This window comes from Sphingomonas sp. GW821-FHT09B04, assembly GCF_059418285.1.
The window spans coordinates 468,104-485,285 of record NZ_JBWKPO010000004.1 but is presented as its reverse complement, the minus strand read 5'-3'; the positions used below and the strand labels follow the sequence as shown (position 1 = coordinate 485,285).

18 protein-coding genes are annotated in these 17,182 nt (G+C 65.8%); 11 read left to right on the top strand and 7 right to left on the bottom strand.

What is annotated here, in order from left to right:
• Positions 1–52: 52 nt before the first annotated feature.
• Positions 53–1,249: a dipeptidase gene (locus AC07NK_RS15390; RefSeq protein ID WP_495171474.1), complete on the top strand. Its 1,197-nt coding sequence runs from the start codon at positions 53–55 to the stop codon at positions 1,247–1,249.
• A 193-nt stretch (positions 1,250–1,442) separates the two neighbouring features.
• Here AC07NK_RS15390 and AC07NK_RS15385 read toward each other — a convergent pair whose 3' ends face one another.
• Positions 1,443–2,087 carry a peptidylprolyl isomerase gene (locus tag AC07NK_RS15385; protein WP_495171473.1) on the bottom strand — a complete coding sequence of 215 codons (645 nt, stop codon included), beginning with the start codon at positions 2,085–2,087 and terminating at the stop codon, positions 1,443–1,445.
• Positions 2,088–2,248: 161 nt separating this feature from the next.
• Between AC07NK_RS15385 and trxB the strand changes: the two genes are divergently transcribed.
• Both trxB and AC07NK_RS15375 read left to right on the top strand, forming a co-directional pair.
• Entirely contained in the window at positions 2,249–3,220 is a 972-nt protein-coding gene (gene trxB / locus AC07NK_RS15380; RefSeq protein ID WP_495171472.1) for a thioredoxin-disulfide reductase, read from the top strand.
• Positions 3,221–3,622: 402 nt separating this feature from the next.
• Positions 3,623–4,108 (top strand): tetratricopeptide repeat protein, encoded by a 486-nt coding sequence (locus AC07NK_RS15375; RefSeq protein ID WP_495171471.1) that lies wholly within the window; start codon positions 3,623–3,625, stop codon positions 4,106–4,108.
• A 58-nt stretch (positions 4,109–4,166) separates the two neighbouring features.
• Here AC07NK_RS15375 and AC07NK_RS15370 read toward each other — a convergent pair whose 3' ends face one another.
• From AC07NK_RS15370 to AC07NK_RS15355, 4 genes are read right to left on the bottom strand one after another with little or no spacing between them, the layout of a single operon-like run.
• On the bottom strand, positions 4,167–4,925 hold the full coding sequence (locus AC07NK_RS15370; protein ID WP_495171470.1) for an AAA family ATPase: 759 nt from the start codon (positions 4,923–4,925) through the stop codon (positions 4,167–4,169).
• Between the two features lie 41 nt (positions 4,926–4,966).
• Positions 4,967–5,779 (bottom strand): hydrolase 1, exosortase A system-associated, encoded by an 813-nt coding sequence (locus AC07NK_RS15365; protein WP_495171469.1) that lies wholly within the window; start codon positions 5,777–5,779, stop codon positions 4,967–4,969.
• The gene (locus AC07NK_RS15360) at positions 5,767–6,423 is read right to left on the bottom strand and encodes an alpha/beta hydrolase family protein (protein WP_495171468.1); all 657 of its coding nucleotides are present in this window, start codon (positions 6,421–6,423) and stop codon (positions 5,767–5,769) included. The genes AC07NK_RS15365 and AC07NK_RS15360 overlap by 13 nt, the downstream gene beginning before the upstream one ends.
• A 41-nt stretch (positions 6,424–6,464) precedes the next feature.
• A complete protein-coding gene (locus AC07NK_RS15355; protein WP_495171467.1) occupies positions 6,465–6,737 on the bottom strand; it encodes an acyl carrier protein in 273 nt (90 codons plus the stop codon).
• A 121-nt stretch (positions 6,738–6,858) separates the two neighbouring features.
• On the opposite strand from AC07NK_RS15355, the gene AC07NK_RS15350 reads away from it, so the two are divergent.
• Both AC07NK_RS15350 and AC07NK_RS15345 read left to right on the top strand, forming a co-directional pair.
• On the top strand, positions 6,859–8,370 hold the full coding sequence (locus tag AC07NK_RS15350) for an acyl-CoA ligase (AMP-forming), exosortase A system-associated (protein ID WP_495171466.1): 1,512 nt from the start codon (positions 6,859–6,861) through the stop codon (positions 8,368–8,370).
• Positions 8,367–9,590, top strand: a complete 1,224-nt coding sequence (locus tag AC07NK_RS15345; RefSeq protein WP_495171465.1) for a pyridoxal-dependent decarboxylase, exosortase A system-associated — start codon at positions 8,367–8,369, stop codon at positions 9,588–9,590. The genes AC07NK_RS15350 and AC07NK_RS15345 overlap by 4 nt, the downstream gene beginning before the upstream one ends.
• Here the strand turns inward: AC07NK_RS15345 and AC07NK_RS15340 are convergent, their stop codons facing one another.
• Both AC07NK_RS15340 and AC07NK_RS15335 read right to left on the bottom strand, forming a co-directional pair.
• Positions 9,591–10,019, bottom strand: coding sequence for a hypothetical protein (locus tag AC07NK_RS15340; RefSeq protein ID WP_495171464.1), 429 nt, complete (start codon positions 10,017–10,019; stop codon positions 9,591–9,593).
• Positions 10,020–10,029: 10 nt separating this feature from the next.
• Entirely contained in the window at positions 10,030–10,155 is a 126-nt protein-coding gene (locus tag AC07NK_RS15335; protein WP_495171463.1) for a hypothetical protein, read from the bottom strand.
• Between the two features lie 203 nt (positions 10,156–10,358).
• Between AC07NK_RS15335 and AC07NK_RS15330 the strand changes: the two genes are divergently transcribed.
• Genes AC07NK_RS15330 through AC07NK_RS15305 form a run of 6 tightly spaced genes read left to right on the top strand, consistent with a single transcriptional unit; the run spans position 10,359 to position 17,179 of the window.
• Complete coding sequence (locus tag AC07NK_RS15330; protein ID WP_495171462.1) at positions 10,359–11,003, top strand: XrtA/PEP-CTERM system exopolysaccharide export protein; 645 nt, start codon at positions 10,359–10,361, stop codon at positions 11,001–11,003.
• Positions 11,004–11,013: 10 nt separating this feature from the next.
• Positions 11,014–12,534 carry an XrtA system polysaccharide chain length determinant gene (locus tag AC07NK_RS15325; protein WP_495171461.1) on the top strand — a complete coding sequence of 507 codons (1,521 nt, stop codon included), beginning with the start codon at positions 11,014–11,016 and terminating at the stop codon, positions 12,532–12,534.
• Between the two features lie 10 nt (positions 12,535–12,544).
• On the top strand, positions 12,545–13,636 hold the full coding sequence (locus tag AC07NK_RS15320) for an AAA family ATPase (protein WP_495171460.1): 1,092 nt from the start codon (positions 12,545–12,547) through the stop codon (positions 13,634–13,636).
• Positions 13,633–15,219, top strand: coding sequence for a porin family protein (locus AC07NK_RS15315; RefSeq protein ID WP_495171459.1), 1,587 nt, complete (start codon positions 13,633–13,635; stop codon positions 15,217–15,219). Before AC07NK_RS15320 ends, AC07NK_RS15315 begins: the two co-directional genes overlap by 4 nt.
• An 11-nt stretch (positions 15,220–15,230) precedes the next feature.
• Positions 15,231–16,340 (top strand): ExeA family protein, encoded by a 1,110-nt coding sequence (locus AC07NK_RS15310; RefSeq protein ID WP_495171458.1) that lies wholly within the window; start codon positions 15,231–15,233, stop codon positions 16,338–16,340.
• The gene (locus tag AC07NK_RS15305; protein ID WP_495171457.1) at positions 16,337–17,179 is read left to right on the top strand and encodes an XrtA system polysaccharide deacetylase; all 843 of its coding nucleotides are present in this window, start codon (positions 16,337–16,339) and stop codon (positions 17,177–17,179) included. Before AC07NK_RS15310 ends, AC07NK_RS15305 begins: the two co-directional genes overlap by 4 nt.
• The last annotated feature ends 3 nt before the right edge of the window (positions 17,180–17,182 follow it).

Sequence of the window (17,182 nt, the reverse complement as noted above, 5' to 3'; positions counted from 1 at the left end):
TGAGGCGCGTATTCGATAGGTTCCGTCCACTTCCCAGTGGATGGAGCCTTCGATGCGTTTGATCAGCCTGCCTTTGCTCGCCCTTGCCGCCGCTTCCTGCTCGTCGCCGCAGGCCAAGCCGGGTGAAGCGGGACCGGCCCCATCGCTGCACCAGCGGCTGCTGACGCTCGATACCCATCTCGACACGCCGGTCTGGTTCTCCAACCCCAACTGGAAGTTCGGCGACCGCCACGCTTGGGAGACCGATCTGGCTCAGGTCGATCTGGGGCGGATGGACACCGGCGCGCTCGATGGCGGGATGTTCGTCATCTACACCGCCCAGAAGGAAGTGACGCCGCAGGGCTTTGCCGACGCCAAGGCGTTCGCGCTCAAGCGGCTGGATGAGATTCAGAAGACTCTTGGCGCCTATCCCAACCGGATCGAGCTGGTGACGACCGCCGACCAGGCGGTGCGTGCCGACAAGGCCGGGCTGCGCTTCGGGTTCATTAGCATCGAGAACAGCTATCCGCTGGGCGAGGATCTGTCGCTGCTGAAGACGTTCTACGACGGCGGCGTTCGGATGGCGGGTCCTGTCCATTCGAAGGACAACCAGTTCGCCGACAGCGCGACGGGGCAGGGGACTTGGAAAGGCCTGTCGCCGCTGGGCAAGCAATGGGTGACCGAGATGAACCGGCTGGGGATGGTCATCGACGGCAGCCACTCGTCCGACTTGACGTTCGACCAGTTGCTCGCGCTCAGTAAGGCCCCGATCATCCTCTCGCACTCGGGGCCTAAGGCGCTGTGGGGGCACAACCGCAACATCGACGACGACCGTATCCGCAAGCTCGCGGCAAAGGGCGGGGCGGTGTGCATGAACAGCGTGTTCCTGACCAAGATGAACTATACTGACGAGCGCAACCGGCTGTCGGCGCTGGTCGACAAGATCGGGACGCTTTCGCCGGAGGAGCAGGCCAAGCTGACCGCGCAAGTCCGGGCGCTCGACAAGGTTGCGCCGGTGCAGGACACCGACTTCGAGAATTTCATGACCAACCTGCTCTACCTCCTCAAAGTCGCCGGGCCGGACCACGTCTGCATGGGCGCCGACTGGGACGGCGGCGGCGGGGTGCGCGGGTTCGAGGACATCACCGCGCTGCCGAAGGTTACCGAGCGGCTGCTGGCCGCGGGTTATTCGGAGACCGACATCGCCAAGATCTGGTCGGGCAACGTGCTGCGTATCCTGCGCGCAGCGGATGCCGCCCGGCAGCGTTGAGCGGGAACTTTGCTGACGCCGCGGCGTTCACCCTGTGGGTGAAAGATGCCGAACGCTGCGGTGACAAGCCATGCTCGATCAACCCACTCGAAGAGACCGGCAGTTCCCGTTGGCTGTCGGTTTTTTTGTCGCAATTAGCCTTTCGCTTGCAATCTGGGCGCTGATCTTCGTGGTTCTGCTCTCCTGACCCGCGTCAGGACACGCGCCGCACGCTCAGCACCTTGATCCGGGGTTCGAGCATCTGGCCCTTCATCACGCCCTCGCCGCGCGTCGGCGAGGTGGGGGAGTCGAGGATTTTCCAGATCACGTCCATCCCCTCGACCACCTTGCCGAACGCCGCGTAGCCGAGATTGTCGCCCGGTGCCGAGGGATTGGCATCGAGCGAGGTCTGGTCGCCGACGCTGATCGTGAACTCGCCGCGTGCACTGCCGGGGGCGAGGCGCGCGGTCGAGATGGCACCATCGACGTGCTTGACGCCGGTCCTGGTCGTCGGCTCATGCGCGATCGGGGGGAGGATGCGCTTGGGATTCCCCTCGACGCCGAACTGCACGAAGCCGAATTTGTCCGCGACCTTGACCGAACGATAGAAGCCAATCCCGTCGAGCCGCTTCTGATCGGCATAGCGCAGGAAATTACGCGCCGTGACGGGCGCGCGTTCGGTCTCGAGTTCTAGCACGATGCGGCCGAGGCTGGTCTCGATTGCCACCTTCTGCGTCGCGGGCCTGGGCGTCGGCGCCGGGGCGGGCGCGGCGACCGGCGGAGCCGGGGGCACGGTCTGGGCCAGGGCGGCGAGCGGCGCGAGAAGCGAAGCAGCGAGCAGGGTGCGGCGGATCATCATGCCGTCAGCTTCGCGCAAGCCGGGCCGGGCTTCAACCGGCTTTCGTCCACAACAGAATCGCTTTGCTGGCGCACCACATGACGCCACCCATGTTGCCTTTGGCGGCACCCACCCCCTAGATGCGGTGCCGCTATCCTATTCCGGGGCCAACAGGACGTATAATGACCGCCACCCACTCGACCCGCATGCTGATCCTCGGTTCCGGTCCCGCCGGGCTTTCCGCCGCCATCTATGGCGCGCGCGCCGGTCTCGCGCCGATCGTGGTGCAGGGCATCCAGCCGGGCGGCCAGCTGATGACCACCACCGATGTCGAGAATTATCCCGGCTTCCGCGAGGTGATCCAGGGCCCGTGGCTGATGGGCGAGATGCAGGCACAGGCCGAGCATGTCGGCGCGCAGATGCTGTACGACACGATCGTCGAGGTCGACCTGACCCAGCGCCCGTTCCGCATGGTCGGCGACGGCGGCACCGTCTATCTGGGCGACACTTTGGTGATCGCGACGGGGGCACAGGCCAAGTGGCTGGGCCTCGACAGCGAAGAGGCGATGAAGGGTAAGGGCGCGTCGGCTTGTGCGACCTGCGACGGCTTCTTCTACCGCGGCAAGAAGGTTGCGGTGATCGGCGGCGGCAACACCGCGGTCGAGGAGGCGCTGTACCTGACCAATCACAGCCATGACGTGACGCTGATCCACCGGCGCGACAGTCTGCGCGCGGAGAAGATCCTGCAGCAGCGGCTGTTCGCCAACCCCAAGATCAAGACGCTGTGGAACAAGGAAGTCGTCGAGTTCACCGGCGGCGGCGATCCCGAGGGGCTGGTCGGCCTGAAGCTCAAGGACACGGTGACAGGCGAGCTTTCGGAGATCGATGTGGAAGGCGGCTTCGTCGCGATCGGTCACCATCCGGCGACCGAGCTGTTCCGCGGCCATCTGAAGCTCGACAGCGACAGCTATATCGAAGTCGAGACCGGCACCACGCGCACCAGCGTGCCCGGCGTGTTTGCGTGCGGCGATGTGATGGACAAGGTCTATCGCCAGGCGATCACCGCGGCGGGCACCGGCTGTATGGCGGCACTCGACGCCGAGCGATTCCTCGCTGAGGCGGATTTCGAGGCGGTCGCCGAAGCGGCGGAGTGATCCGTGTTCCCAAAGTGTAGGGATGCGTGCTTCATTTTTACACTTTGGCGTATGCTGCACTGGCCCGTCTCCTGCCGGACCAGTTGACAGGTTGACAGAAAACAGCGGTTTTTCGCGGATGCGCCGGTAACAGGACGGAAACGCGTCGCGTTTGCGCCGGATTCGCCGCAGCGACGCGCCATCCGCGCGCCACTGACGCGACACGCACGCGCCGGTTGCGCGCCGGTCACGCGCCGCCTCCGCGCCGCCGACGCGACCGGGTGTTGGGTTCAGGCGAGTCCGTCGATCCATCGACAAGGATAGATCAGACGAAATCCAACATTGGAAGGGCATGTCAGGCGTCGGCTGACGACCGCCATTGAGGACGTTGGCATTTCGGCACGCGCGTGGCACTCGAAGGCGATGGTGGACACCAGCGTTCTTTTTCAGATCGGGGATACTGCTGAAGAAGCGGGAAACTTCGCGCAAGCCCGCGCTGCCTTCGAGCGTGGAGCTGCTTTGGGCGACGTAGCTTGTCTTTCACGACTTGCTTACCTCTTCGATACTGGCACCGGCGTGGACGTCGATAAGGCCACCGCGATGCGCCTCTATCAGCGCGCCCGGCGCAGGGAGCGTAGCGCCGTGGCTGGCTCAAACATCGCTATCCTCTATCGGGAGCGAAGAGAATGGCAGTCCATGTTTAGATGGTGGAAGCGGGTAGCGACGACTGGTGACGGAAGTGCTCAATTACAAATGGCCAAATGTTACTTGCGGGGGCGAGGCGTGAAGCGCGACCTGCAGGCTGCGCTCCGCAGCCTCGCCGCCGCCGAGGGTTCAGCCTATATCAGTGAATACGAGCGAGACTTAGTGCGACGGCTTTTGCGCAAGCTTCGCCTACGCGAGGTCTGATCGACGTCGTCTGTCGCCGTGCGCAGGAACTAAGCGAGTTCGGCTATGATCCGGCGAGTTAGTCGATCATCGCCTCTACCGTTTCGTGCGGATAGAGCGCGAACTCGCGGTAGAGCCGGTAGTGCGCCGTCTCTTCCAGCGTGACCGGCTGAACCCCGAATTCGTCGATCTGCCACAGATCGGCGTCGGGCAGCGCCATCAGGATCGGCGAGTGGGTGGCCATGATGATCTGGCAGCGGTTCGCACGCTGGAGCCGGCGAAGCAGCTTGAGGAAATCGAACTGGCGTAGCGGGGACAGCGCGGATTCGGGCTCGTCGAGGATGTAGATGCCCTGACGCGAAAGCCGTTCCTCGAAAAAGGACATGAAGCCCTCGCCATGCGACGCGGACAGATAGTTGGCGATCGGCGAACCCGCGTCGTCGAGATAGCGGGCCACGGTAAAGAAGGTTTCGGCGCGAAAGAACCAGCCCTGTTTCATCTGCGGGAGCCAGGCCGAACGCAGGGCCAGACCGAGCGCGCCCGCGTCCGCGCCGGAGAAGGGCGCCGCTTCGACGGCGCGCATCCCCGGTGCGCCGCCGGCATCGCTGAAGCCGGCATTGTGGGCGATCGCCTCAAGAATGGTCGATTTGCCCGTGCCGTTCTCGCCAACGAGGATCGTCACCGGCCGTTCGAACTGGAAGTCGAAGCCGCCGTTGCGGATCAGCGGCAAGCTGAACGGATAGATTGTGCGATCCGGGGCGCCGTCTTCAGGCGCAGGCAGCCAGATACGCCGCAGATAAGGAGGAGGCAGCTTCGTTTCGCGGGGTCTGGACGCCATGGCGGATCATATCGCGGAACGGGTGCGCGACAATGATCCCGTCAGCGGTGGGTAAGGGCGGCGAGTACGCGCTGCGTCAGCCATGCCTTGTCCTGCGGCCGAGCGAAGCTGTGGCTGTCGGTATCGCAGGTTTCGACCACGCAGCGCGCGCGGGCAGGGGTAAAGACGTCACTCTTCCAGTGATCGGCAAAGGCGAGGGCGGTGTTGTCCGACTTTGCCAGCAGGATGGCGACGGGGATTTCGGTCGCGTTGAGCGCCGCGGCGAGGCGCGCGGGTAAGCCCCGCATTGCTTGTGACGGTTTGGAAGAAGCTTTCATCAAGCCACTGACAAGTTTGCGGATATTGACACCACCAGTGAGCAGGCGAAGCAGCTCACGCGGGTTTTTGAGCTTTTCGATATAGCGTGAGCGGATCGCGGCAGCGGCGGGGAGATCGTCGCCCCCCTTCTCATCCGCCTCGATCGTCCAGGGATTGGTGAGGACGAGCGCGTCGATGCCCGTGCCGGCGCTGAACAGGATCAGCGCACTCGCGGCGTCGCAATTGCCGAAGGCGACGATGCGGGTGAGGTGCGGCGCTTCGCGGCGAAAGGCGATGGCGGCTTCGCGTATGTCCTCAGACGTGGAGTCGAAGCCATTGTTTTCACCGGTTGAATCTCCGATACCGCGACGATCGTAGCGGAGCACCGGATGGCCAGTCGCTGCGACCGCGGCGGCGAGTTCGGCCATGCCACGATGCGCGCCGATGCGGATCTCGTTCCCGCCCGAGACGATCAGCAGTCCGGTGGTGCCCGGCGCTTCGTCCAGCGTGGCAGCGAGGGTTTCGCCCGCGCAGGCGAAGCGTGTCAGCCGGCGCATGTCGCGATCCACTGCGCGATATCGTCCGCGACGATGTTGGCGAAGGCAATGTCGTTGTCCGGCTCCGCACGACGCCATAGCGGACTGCCGGGAAGCTTGGCGTCGGCCGGCTTCGCTTCGGTCTCAAGCCGGACGGTGCGGGCGATGCCGGTTGCGGGCACCGCGATGGCGAGTTCGGCGAGCAGGGTCGGGGCAATGAGATTGCCAGCGAGTTCAACCGGATCGGTCGCGGTGTCGAGCGAGGCCGGGTCGAACGTCTCGCCGGCCTCCCGTGACGATGCCTGTCGCGCGCGCACCAGCTCGCGGCGCAGATCGGCGCCTGCCATCGGGGAAAGGTGATAGCGGCCCGCGACTACCGCATCGGCATCGAGCAACGCGCCGCTGCGGATCGCGAGGGAACAGGCGGGTGCGCTGAGACTGGCGACTGCGGCGGCAAAGCCGGTTCGTAGCCTGGCGAGATCGGTTTCGTGCGTCGGGAGCAGGCTCTCGCCTTGCCCCGGCAGGTCGGGTAGCGCGCCTGCGATGCCGCGCTCCGCCAGCGCGCGCAGGATCGTGACCGCGAAGGCGCGGGTGCGATTGGCTTCCTCGAACAACGGAAGCGCGACGACGACGACAGGGCCGGTGGCAGGACCGAAGCGGAGCATCGCTTCACGCCCACCGGACCAGTCATAGGCGTCGAACGCGATCAGTTGAGCGCCTTGGACGCGGCGAAGGCGACGAGCGCGCCGAAGGTTTCGAGCATGTCGCCATCGACCTCGTCATCCTCGATGATGATGCCGAGGCGGTCCTCGATCTCGGTCAAAACGCCCGCGACTGCCATCGAATCGAGCTCGGGCAGCGCGCCGAACAGCGGGGTCGCCTCATTGAAGGCGGCAGCGCGATCGGCGCTGATCCCCAGCACGTCGCGGAGCACACCGCGTACCGTTTCCTCGACCTCGTGAAATCCGTCCGGCTGCAACGTGTGTCCCCCTGCTATTTTTGTGCTTCCGTTACCGGTTGCGCGCGGCGCTGCCAAGTGCTGCACCTGCTAACAGCAAACTGGAACTGTATCGTTAACCGATGCGAGCTAAGGAAGCGCGATGGTTGAACTGGACCCGACCCCGCGTACGATCGATGCGCTGCCGCAAATGGGAGCGCCCGATGACGTGGCGCTGGAAGACCGTAGCGGCACGCTGACCTATGCCGAACTGGACACCGCCGTGGGTGCGCTGGCCGGCTGGTTGCGCAGGCAGGGGTTCGCAGCCGGTTCGAGGGTCGCGACCTGGCTGCCCAAGACGCGGCTTGCCTGTCTGATGCCGCTGGCAGCCGCGCGTGCGGGGCTGGTGCATGTGCCGGTCAACCCGGTGCTCAAGCGCACGCAGGTGGCGCATATCCTGGCCGATAGCGGTGCGTCGCTGCTGATCACCCAGCCGACGCGGTCGATGACGCTGGAAAGTGGCGACCTGCCCGACGGATGTCGGATCGCGGGCGATGCAGAGGCGGTACTGGACGGGCCGGGGTTGGCGGCGTCGGGTGGCGATCCGCAGGCGCTGGCGGCGATCCTCTACACCTCTGGCTCCACGGGACGGCCCAAGGGGGTGATGCTGAGCCATGCGAATATGTGGCTGGGAGCGATTTCGGTTGCGCATTACCTGAAGATCACGCCCGCGGATCGCGTGCTTGGGGTGCTGCCGCTGAGCTTCGACTATGGGCAGAACCAGCTTTTCTCGACCTGGGCGGGCGGCGGGCGGGTGATTCCGCTCGACTATCTGACCGCGAGAGACGTGATGAAGGCGGTGGACCGGCATGACGTCACCACGATCGCGGGTGTGCCGCCCCTATGGGTGCAGGTGCTGGATGCGGACTGGCCCGAACTGACCGCGCGGAAACTGCTGCGGCTAACCAATTCGGGCGGCGCGCTGACGACCGGGATGGTGCGCGGGCTGCGCGCGAAGTTTCCGAAGGCGGATCTGTATCCGATGTACGGGCTGACCGAGGCGTTCCGGTCGACCTATCTGGATCCTGAACTGGTGGATGCCAATCCGGACTCGATGGGACGCGCGATCCCCTTTGCCGAGATCTTGGTGGTGCGTGCCGACGGGACGCGTGCCGATGCGGGCGAGCCGGGCGAGCTGGTGCATGCCGGACCGCTTGTGGCGCAGGGCTATTGGCAGGACGCCGAGCGGACCGCTCAGCGCTTCAAACCGGCGCCCGGCTTCTCAAACTATGGCGGGATGGCGGTGTTTTCGGGCGATACGGTGACCGAGGGCGCCGACGGGCTGCTGCGTTTCGTCGGGCGCGATGACGAGATGATCAAGTCGCAGGGCAACCGGATCAGCCCGACCGAGGTCGAGGAAGCGGTACTCGCAGGCGGCGAGGCGCGCGAGGCGGCGGCGTTCGGGATCAAGGACGAACGGCTGGGGCAGGCGATCGTGGTGGTCGCGGTGGCGCGCGGCGATGCCGCGGCAGCCGAAGCGGGGCTGCGCGAGCGGCTGCGGCGCGAATTGCCGAGCTTCATGCAGCCGACGCGCTACGAATGGCGGGAGGCGCTGCCGCGCAACGCCAACGGCAAATTCGATCGTTCGAGCCTGAAGGCGGAGTTGACGTCATGAAGCCAATCGGGCCGATCCCACCCTATTTTGCGGGGCAGAGCGAGTTGACGATCGCGGGGAAGACCGCGGCGGCATGGGTCGCAGAGGCCGGGTCACCGCTGTTCGTCTATGACATCGCGATCGTGCGCGAGCGGCTCACACGGCTGCGGGCGGCGCTTCCTGACCTGTGTGAGATCCATTTCGCGATCAAGGCCAACCCGTTGCCCGAATTCCTGACGGCGGTGGCGCCGCTGGTCGGCGGGCTGGACGTGGCGTCGGGGGGCGAGCTGGCCAAGGCGCTCAAGGTCAAGGACGCGGCGCACATCAGCTTTGCCGGGCCGGGCAAGCGCGATGCCGAGCTTGAGGCGGCGATCGGGGCGGGGGCGACCCTCAACCTCGAATCCGAGGGTGAGGCCGAGCGCGCGCTCGCGATCGGGCAGCGGCTGGGTGTGACGCCGAAGCTCGCGGTGCGGGTGAACCCCGACTTCGAGCTGCGCGGATCGGGGATGAAGATGGGCGGGCGTGCCTCGCCCTTCGGGATCGACGCGGCGCGGGTGCCGGGGCTGGTGCGGCGGTTGATCGAGGCCGGTGCGGACTGGCGGGGGTTCCATATCTTCGCCGGGTCGCAGTCGCTGGATACTGCGGCGATCATTGAGACGCAGGCTGCGACCGTGGCGCTCGCGGCGCGGCTGGCGGATGAGGCGGCGGCAGAGCCAGCACTGGTGAATCTTGGGGGCGGGTTCGGAATCCCGTATTTCTCGGGCGATACGCCGGTCGATATCGACGCGGTGGGAACTGCGCTGGGTACCGCGCTGGAGTTACGACCAAAGATACTCGCGCGATCGGCTTTCGCGATCGAACTGGGGCGCTGGATCGCGGGCGAGTGCGGCGTTTACCTGATGCGCGTGATCGACCGTAAGGTCAGCGGCGAAGAGACGTTTCTGGTGTGCGACGGCGGGTTGCATCACCAACTCGCCGCATCGGGGAATTTCGGGACCGTGGTGCGGCGCAACTATCCGGTTGCCGTCGCTGGTAAGATGGATGCCGAACCGGCCGAAACCGTGTCCGTCGTTGGGCCATTATGCACCCCGCTCGACCGGCTGGCCGATCGCGTGGCGCTGCCGCCCGCGGAACCGGGCGATGTCATCGCCGTGTTTCTGGCGGGTGCTTATGGTGCGAGTGCGAGCCCGGCAGCGTTTCTGGGGCATGGCCCCGCCGCGGAGATCGTGGCGGGCGCCTGATCAGCCCGAGAACATGCGGAAGCGCATATAGTCGGGCTGGTCGTCCGCGCGGCGGTGGGGGAAGCCCGAACGCGCTTCGCTGAAACTCATCCCAAGCGGCAGGAGGATCAGCTGTGCCAATGCCGTGCACAGCAGCCCCCACCACGCGAATACTTCCTGTTCGCGGATCAGCGCCAGCGCATCGCACGCGAGCATGGGCATGAACATCACCCAGGCGGCGATGCACCATTCGTTGCGCAGATAGCGGCTGCCGATGATGAAGGCGGCAAGGTGCTGGAACAGGTTCACCCAATAATGGGGTACGCCGAACCACCATGCGAACTCCCCGGCCAGCCAGCTCAGCACGATGACGCGCGCCAGCGGACTGAACGGCGCCACGAACAGGCCGGTCAGGAGAATTCCCAGATAGTAGAGGTGCCCCGGTCCCATCGGCTCCTGGTCAGCCGGGGTTGGTCGGCTTCTGAGGGCGGGTCGTCGGCGGGGGTGTCGGCGACGGCGATGGCGAGGGCGCGGGCGGATAGCCGCCATGCTGACCACTCATCGACAATTCGTGATTGCGGATCATTACCCCACTCCCCGTTTTAGGTATGGCTTCGAAATCGAATCGAAGCCTGTTCGGCCGAGATCATAGCGCGACTTGCGAACAAGTCTTCGCCCTTCCTCCCTAACGGTATCTTTACCTCTGCGACCCCATAGCAACCCGCGAATGTGCGTGGTTACCGGGGGCGGGACGCCACCCCGCCGCGCACGGCACGGAGGCTTTGGGTGATGCGTTTTCGGCACAATGCGAGGGTGGTGACGGCGGCGTCGATCGCAGCGGTCGTGCTTTCGAGTTGCGGGGGCGGCAACAGCCGGCCCGAGCTGCCCTCCACGACCTTTGTCGCCAGCCGTGAAGGGCCGGGCGAGGAATATGTGATCGGCCCGCTCGACAGCCTCCAGATCTTCGTGTGGCGCAATCCCGAACTGTCGGCAAAGGTGCAGGTGCGTCCGGACGGCCGCATCACCACGCCGCTGATCAGCGACATGCCCGCGGTCGGCAAGACCCCGGCGATGCTGGCGGATGACCTCAAGATCGCGCTCGGCGAATATATCAAGGACCCGATCGTCTCGGTGATCGTCGAGAATTTCAACGGCACCTTCAGCCAGCAGATTCGCGTTGTGGGCGCGACCGAAAAGCCCGCGTCGATCCCATATCGTGCGAATATGACCCTGCTCGACGCGATGATCGCGGTGGGTGGGCTTTCCGAGTTCGCTGCCGGAAACCGCGCGCGTTTGGTGCGTTTCGACAAGAATACAGGTCAGCAGCGTGAGTATCGTGTGCGTCTGTCGGCACTGCTTAAAAACGGGGATACGAGCGCGAACGTGCGGCTGGAGCCGGGCGACGTGATTATCATCCCCGAAAGCATGTTCTAAGGGCGCGTCGATGGGAGGTCTTTGGGAAGAAATCCGGACACTGCTCCACGGGATCTGGCAACGCCGCTGGATCGCGCTGGCGATCGCATGGGCATTGTGCCTGGCGGGCTGGCTGGTCGTGTCGCAGATGCCCAATCAATATGAGAGCCGTGCGCGCGTTCAGGTGCAGTTGCGCCAGATCCTGCCGGGGGACAGCATCGCTACCCAGCAGGAGCAGCAAAAGGACGTTGACCGGATCCGTCAGACGCTGACCAGCGCGATCAATCTGGAGAAGGTCGTACGCGGCACCGAACTGGCTAACACCGTTGCCACCGACAAGGACGTCGCGGCGCGGGTTGCCGGGCTTCAGCAGAAGATCAAGGTCGTCGCGCAGCAGGACAATCTGTTCGAGATCACCGCGACCGCGTCGAGCGCCAAGCTTGCGCGATCGATCGTGCAGAAGCTGATCGACATCTTCGTCGAGGATAATTTGACGCAGGGCCGCGATCAGGCGAGCCAATCGCTCACCTTCCTCGACCAGCAGCTCGCCGACCGCCAGAAGGCGCTTCAGGTGGCCGAGGCCAAGCAGGCCGAGTTCCAGGCACGCTATCTGGGCTCGCTGCCCGGCACCGGCACGCTGACCGAACGGCTGGCGACAGCCCGTTCGCAGCTTGCCGACATCAATTCGCAGCTCGCCGCGGCCCAGAGTGGGCTTGCCGCGGTCAACGGCCAGATGGCCGGTACGGCTGCTTCCACTCCCGGGGCTGGCGGCACTGCCGTCGCAGGCCCGGCGCGCGCGCGTGTTTCGGCTATTCAAGGACAGCTGGCCGAAGCCCGCGCGCGCGGTTGGACCGACAGCCACCCCGATGTGGTGGCGCTGAGGAGCCAGCTTTCGCAGGCGCAGGCCGCGGCAAGCGGCGAGAAGCCGGTCGCGACCGGCGGCGGCGGTGCGAGCGCTAATCCGCTTTATCTGGGCTTGCGGACGATGCAGGCGGAAAAAGCCTCGCAGGTCGCTGCGCTGGCCAACCGCAAGGCGCAGATCGAGGCAGACATCAATGCGTTCGACCAGAAGATCGCCAGCGATCCCGCAGCGGCGCAGGAACAGGCCGAGATCGACCGCAACTATCAGGTCCTCAAGACCGAATATGACAAGCTGCTGACCGATCGCGAGCAGGTGAAACTGCGGAGCCAGGCGGCGAGCCAGGCCGATGCGGTTAAGTTTCAGGTGGTCGATCCGCCGGTTACCCCGGGCGCACCGAGCGCACCCAACCGGATGCTGCTGTTGACGGGCGTGCTGATTGTCGGTCTGGGCGGCGGCGTGGCCGCGGCATTCGGCCTGAGCCAGCTTGCCGGCACCTTCCCCACGTCCAAGCGTCTGGAGAAGGCGTCGGGGATGCCGGTGATCGGATCGGTGGGTGAAGTGGTGACGGCGGCGCAGACCGCGCTACGCAAGAAACGATTGCAGATGTTCGCCGCGGCGACCGGCGGGCTGGTGTTCGCATGGGTCGCGTTGCTGGGGCTGGAGATGTTCCAGCGCGGCGTGGCGGCATAAGGGGCGGGCGATGAACGACGAAACTCCTCGGCGCTATCGCGGATCGCTCCTTGAGCGGGCGGCCGAGCGCTATGACCTGATGCACGAGCCGCGCGTGCTCCCGCCGCTTCCCGCGGCGGAGCCCGTGCGCGTGCAGCCCGAACCTGAGGTTCCCGCGGCGCCTGAACCCGTCGCGGAAGCGCCGGTGCTTGAGGCCCCAGAGACCGAAGAGATTGTCGCTGAAGAGGTTGTCGAACCGGTCGAGGTCGCCGCGGAAGCTGAAGAGGCTGCGGAAGCGCCGGAGCGCGTCGAATTCGTGCTGCCCGTGGCCAGGCCGGTCGCACGGGTGAAGCCGGCGCCTTCGCGCGGCCGATCCATCGCGATCGACCGCGAGACACTGGCCGAGGAAGGGATGCTGGTGCCCGGCGCGCCGGTGACCGCGCTCGCCGAGGAATTCCGCCTGATCAAGCGCCAGCTGATCAACACGGCGCGCACGATCTGGACCGCTGACAACCAGAGCAATGAAAACCGTGCGCGGATGATCCTCGTCTGCTCGGCCAAGCCCAATGACGGCAAGACCTTCTGTGCGATCAACCTCGCGCTCTCGATGTCCGCCGAAAAGGATGTCGAGGTGCTTCTCGTCGATGCTGATTTCGCCAAGCCCGATGTTCTGAGCCGCCTTGGCGCCTCTGAAGGGCCGGGGCTGCTCGACCTGCTGGCCGGCGACATCGAGGACGTCGAATCCTGCGTGATCGCGACCGATGTGCCGCAGCTTTCGGTGCTGCCCGCGGGAACGCGGTCGAACGCCGATACCGAATTGCTGGCGAGTGAGCGGGCGAATGCGATCCTCGAATCGCTGGCTGCCGCCGATCCGCGCCGCATCGTGATCTTCGATTCGCCGCCTGCGCTGGCCGCGTCGCCGGCTTCGGTATTGGCGGGGCTGGTAGGGCAGGTGATGCTGGTGGTCCGCGCCGACCGCACCAGCGAGAGCGATCTGCGCGAGGCGATCGGCCTGCTCGACGGGTGCGAGCAGATCCAGCTCGTCCTCAACAGCGTATCGTTCCAGCCGGGCGGACGCCGCTTCGGCAGCTATGGCGCCTATTACGGGGAAGCCGAGACATGAGGCTGTTCGCCGCGGCGATTGCCGCAACCGCCATCGCCGGACTTCCGGCCGCCGCACAGGAGCGGCAAAAGTCGATCACGCCCTATGTCGATGTGGCGCAGGTGCTGGTCGCCGACTTCGATTCGGACGAGGTGCTGACCTATACCAGCGTCGGCGTCGGCGTGGACGCGTCGATCCAGACCCGGCGGGTCGAGGTGCAGCTTTCGTACAAGTACGAGCACCGCTTCTCCTACAGTCGCGATGTCGCCGATGGCGACACGCATAGCGGCCTTGCGCGTGCGGCGGTGAAGCTGACGCCGGGCCTGACGGTCGAGGGTGGTGCGCTGGCCACGCGAACGCGCAGCGACATTCGCGGCGATGCACCGGGCAACCTTGCCGGCAACGTCCGCAACGTCAGCCAGATCTATTCGCTCTATGCCGGTCCAACCTTCCACACCGGCAGCGGCCCGGCGAGCCTGAGCGCCGCCTATCGCTTCGGCTATGTGAAGGCGGAGGCACCGGATATCGTCGGCGTCGATCCGCTGCTGCCGCCGCTTGACGTCTATGACAGCTCGACCAGCCATCTGGCGCAGGTCCGTGCCGGGGTGAAGGCGGGCACGATCCTGCCCGTCGGTCTCAGCGTTGCGGGCCTCTGGCAGCGTGAGAATGCGCGCCAGCTCGATCAGAAATATGACGGCAAATACGCACGCGCCGATGCGGTGCTGCCGGTCGGCGCCGGTCTCGCGCTGGTTGCGGGGCTTGGCTACGAGAAGATCGAGATCACCCAGCGCGATCCGCTTCGCGACACGGCGGGGAACATCGTGCGCGACCGCAACGGCCGCTTCATCACCGACCCGGCCTCGGCGCCGCGCATCGCGTACGAGACCGACGGCCTCTTCTGGGACGCGGGCGTGATGTACAAGCCGAGCAGCCGGCTCATGCTCGAGGCGCGGGTCGGCCGCCGCTATGATTCGATGAGCTACACCGGATCGCTCCAGTGGCAGATTTCGCGCCGCTCGGGTCTTCAGGTCGGCGTCTATGACTCGGTCGACAGCTTCGGCCGCCAGCTCGTCCGCGACCTTGCGGCGCTGCCGACCAGCTTCAACACGCCGCGCGATCCGTTCGGTGATGGCTTCAACGGCTGCGTGTTCGGCGATACCGCGACGGCGGCGGGCGGGTGCCTGACCAACTCGCTGGGCTCGATCTCGACCGCCAGCTATCGTGCGCGCGGCGTCAACGCGGTCCTCTCGATGAATGCGGGGCCGACGACGCTGGGGTTGGGGCTGGGCTATGCCAATCGCCGCTACCTCGTGCCGCCGGGCGTGATCGTGGCCGGGACGAGCGACGATAACTGGTATGGGCAGGCCTTCGCCTCGCATCAGCTCGACTCGGTGTCGAGCGTGAGCGGCAACGTTTACGCCAATTATTACGAGAGCAATCTGCCGGGCGCGCCCGGTGTGTTTGGGGCTGGCGCCAACGGCTCCTATAATCGTAGCTTCGGATCGCTCAGTGCGATGGCGACGCTTGGGATTTCGACGTTCGATGTCGAGGGTGCGGGTGGCACGTCTGCCCAGGCACTGCTCGGTCTTCGTTACGGCTTCTGACGGGTGGAATGATGTACGACGAGCATTATGGCCTCAGCGGTCGGCCGTTCCAGCTGACCCCCGATCCGGCGTTCTGGTTCGACACCGCGACGCATCGCAAGGCGATGGCGTATCTGGGCTATGGCCTGAGCCAAGGTGAGGGCTTCATCGTCATCACCGGTTCGCCGGGCGCGGGCAAGACGACGCTGGTCGGCCATCTGATGGACACGATCGACCGCGAGCGGCTGAACGTCATCCGCATCGTGACGACTCAGGTGCAGGCGGAGGATCTGCTGCATCTCGTCGCAGCGGGGCTGGGTGCGGACACCGCCGGGCTTGCCAAGGCGCAGACGCTGGCGGCGATCGAGAAGGGGCTGCACGCCGTTGCGCGCGGCGGCCAGCGCACGCTGCTGATCGTCGACGAGGCGCAGGCGCTGCCGATGGAAAGCCTGGAAGAGCTGCGCATGCTCTCCAACTTTCAGGCCGGCGGCTATCCGCTGCTCCAGATCTTCCTGCTCGGCCAGCCCGAATTCCGGTCGCTGTTCGCCGATCCGCGGCTCGAGCAGCTGCGCCAGCGCGTGATCGCGATGCACCAGCTCGATCCGATGGGGCTGGATGAACTTGGGCCCTATCTGCGCCACCGCCTGTCGGTGGTCGGCGGGACCGGGCGTCCGGAGTTCGAGCGGGGCGCGGTCGAGGCGATCCATCGCTGGTCGGGCGGTATCCCGCGCAAGGTCAACCAGCTTGCCGGGCGGGTGATGCTGTTCGGCGCGATCGAGCAGCTCGACAGCTTCGATGCCGACGCGGTCGAGACGGTCATCGCCGATCTCGACAATGACACGGTCGTGGCCGGCCGGCCGCTGGCGGCTGCAGCCAATGCCGCTACCGGAAGCGCTGCGGCCACGGTCGAGGCCTTTCCGCCGGTTACCGCTGCTGCTGCTGCGCAGGCGGATGCAGGGTCCTCGGTCGATCATGCGGCGATCGACGCGCTTCATGTACGGCTTGCGCGGCTTGAGGCGCGGCTGGAGGAGCAGGATGCGGCGCTGCGCCGCGTGCTGACGCTGATGGTCGATTTCATCGAGGGTGAAGAGACCCCCAAGGGAATATCGGCGCCGCGGCGCGAGACCGCAGCCTGGCAATGACGGCCAACGCGCTTTCGGTCGACGTCGAGGACTGGTTTCAGGTCGGGGCGTTTGAAAAGGTGATCGCACGCGGCGACTGGGATGGCCTCGACCATCGCGTCGAGGCGAATACCGACAAGGTGCTTGAGCTGTTCGATGCGGGCGGGGTCAAGGCGACCTTCTTCACGCTCGGCTGGGTCGCGGACAAATATCCCGCGCTGATGCGTCGCGTTGCCGATGCAGGGCATGAGGTGGCGAGCCATGGCTGGGATCACCAGCGCGTATTCAACCTGACCCCAGATCAGTTCCGCGACGACATCACCCGCGCCCGCAAGGCGCTGGAGGATGCGAGCGGACAGAAGGTGACCGGCTATCGCGCACCGAGCTTTTCGATCGACGTCCGGACGCCATGGGCGCACGAGATCCTCGCCGAACAGGGCTATGCCTACTCGTCGAGCGTCGCGCCGATCGGGCACGACCATTATGGCTGGAAGGACGCACCGCGCCGCGCCTATCGCCCGGTAGCGGGCAGCGACCTGATCGAGCTGCCGGTGACGACCGCAACGTTTCTGGGGCGCGAGATCACGACGGGTGGAGGCTTTTTCCGGCTGTTGCCGGGGAACGTCATCTATCGCGCAATCGACGCACTGAACGTCGCAGGACAGCCTGCGATCTTCTACTTCCATCCATGGGAGGTCGATCCCGGTCAGCCGCGGGTTACCAATGCGCCGCTCAAGTCGAAGTTGCGCCATTATGCGCGGCTCGGCGCGATGGCGGGCAAGCTGCGTACGTTGATGGGCAAGCATCGCTGGGACCGAACCGACCGCGTCGCCGCTGCCGAAGCGGCGAAGCTCAGGTGAACG

Coding starts and splice junctions, on each gene's coding strand:
- AC07NK_RS15345 (WP_495171465.1), top strand. CDS start 8,367: ATGAAGCCAATCGGGCCGATCCCACCCTATTTTGCGGGGCAGAGCGAG.
- AC07NK_RS15325 (WP_495171461.1), top strand. CDS start 11,014: ATGGGAGGTCTTTGGGAAGAAATCCGGACACTGCTCCACGGGATCTGG.
- AC07NK_RS15360 (WP_495171468.1), bottom strand. CDS start 6,423: ATGCTCCGCTTCGGTCCTGCCACCGGCCCTGTCGTCGTCGTCGCGCTT.
- AC07NK_RS15390 (WP_495171474.1), top strand. CDS start 53: ATGCGTTTGATCAGCCTGCCTTTGCTCGCCCTTGCCGCCGCTTCCTGC.
- AC07NK_RS15315 (WP_495171459.1), top strand. CDS start 13,633: ATGAGGCTGTTCGCCGCGGCGATTGCCGCAACCGCCATCGCCGGACTT.
- AC07NK_RS15330 (WP_495171462.1), top strand. CDS start 10,359: ATGCGTTTTCGGCACAATGCGAGGGTGGTGACGGCGGCGTCGATCGCA.
- AC07NK_RS15305 (WP_495171457.1), top strand. CDS start 16,337: ATGACGGCCAACGCGCTTTCGGTCGACGTCGAGGACTGGTTTCAGGTC.
- trxB (WP_495171472.1), top strand. CDS start 2,249: ATGACCGCCACCCACTCGACCCGCATGCTGATCCTCGGTTCCGGTCCC.
- AC07NK_RS15335 (WP_495171463.1), bottom strand. CDS start 10,155: ATGATCCGCAATCACGAATTGTCGATGAGTGGTCAGCATGGCGGCTAT.
- AC07NK_RS15370 (WP_495171470.1), bottom strand. CDS start 4,925: ATGGCGTCCAGACCCCGCGAAACGAAGCTGCCTCCTCCTTATCTGCGG.
- AC07NK_RS15365 (WP_495171469.1), bottom strand. CDS start 5,779: ATGCGCCGGCTGACACGCTTCGCCTGCGCGGGCGAAACCCTCGCTGCC.
- AC07NK_RS15375 (WP_495171471.1), top strand. CDS start 3,623: ATGGTGGACACCAGCGTTCTTTTTCAGATCGGGGATACTGCTGAAGAA.
- AC07NK_RS15310 (WP_495171458.1), top strand. CDS start 15,231: ATGTACGACGAGCATTATGGCCTCAGCGGTCGGCCGTTCCAGCTGACC.
- AC07NK_RS15340 (WP_495171464.1), bottom strand. CDS start 10,019: ATGGGACCGGGGCACCTCTACTATCTGGGAATTCTCCTGACCGGCCTG.
- AC07NK_RS15385 (WP_495171473.1), bottom strand. CDS start 2,087: ATGATGATCCGCCGCACCCTGCTCGCTGCTTCGCTTCTCGCGCCGCTC.
- AC07NK_RS15350 (WP_495171466.1), top strand. CDS start 6,859: ATGGTTGAACTGGACCCGACCCCGCGTACGATCGATGCGCTGCCGCAA.
- AC07NK_RS15320 (WP_495171460.1), top strand. CDS start 12,545: ATGAACGACGAAACTCCTCGGCGCTATCGCGGATCGCTCCTTGAGCGG.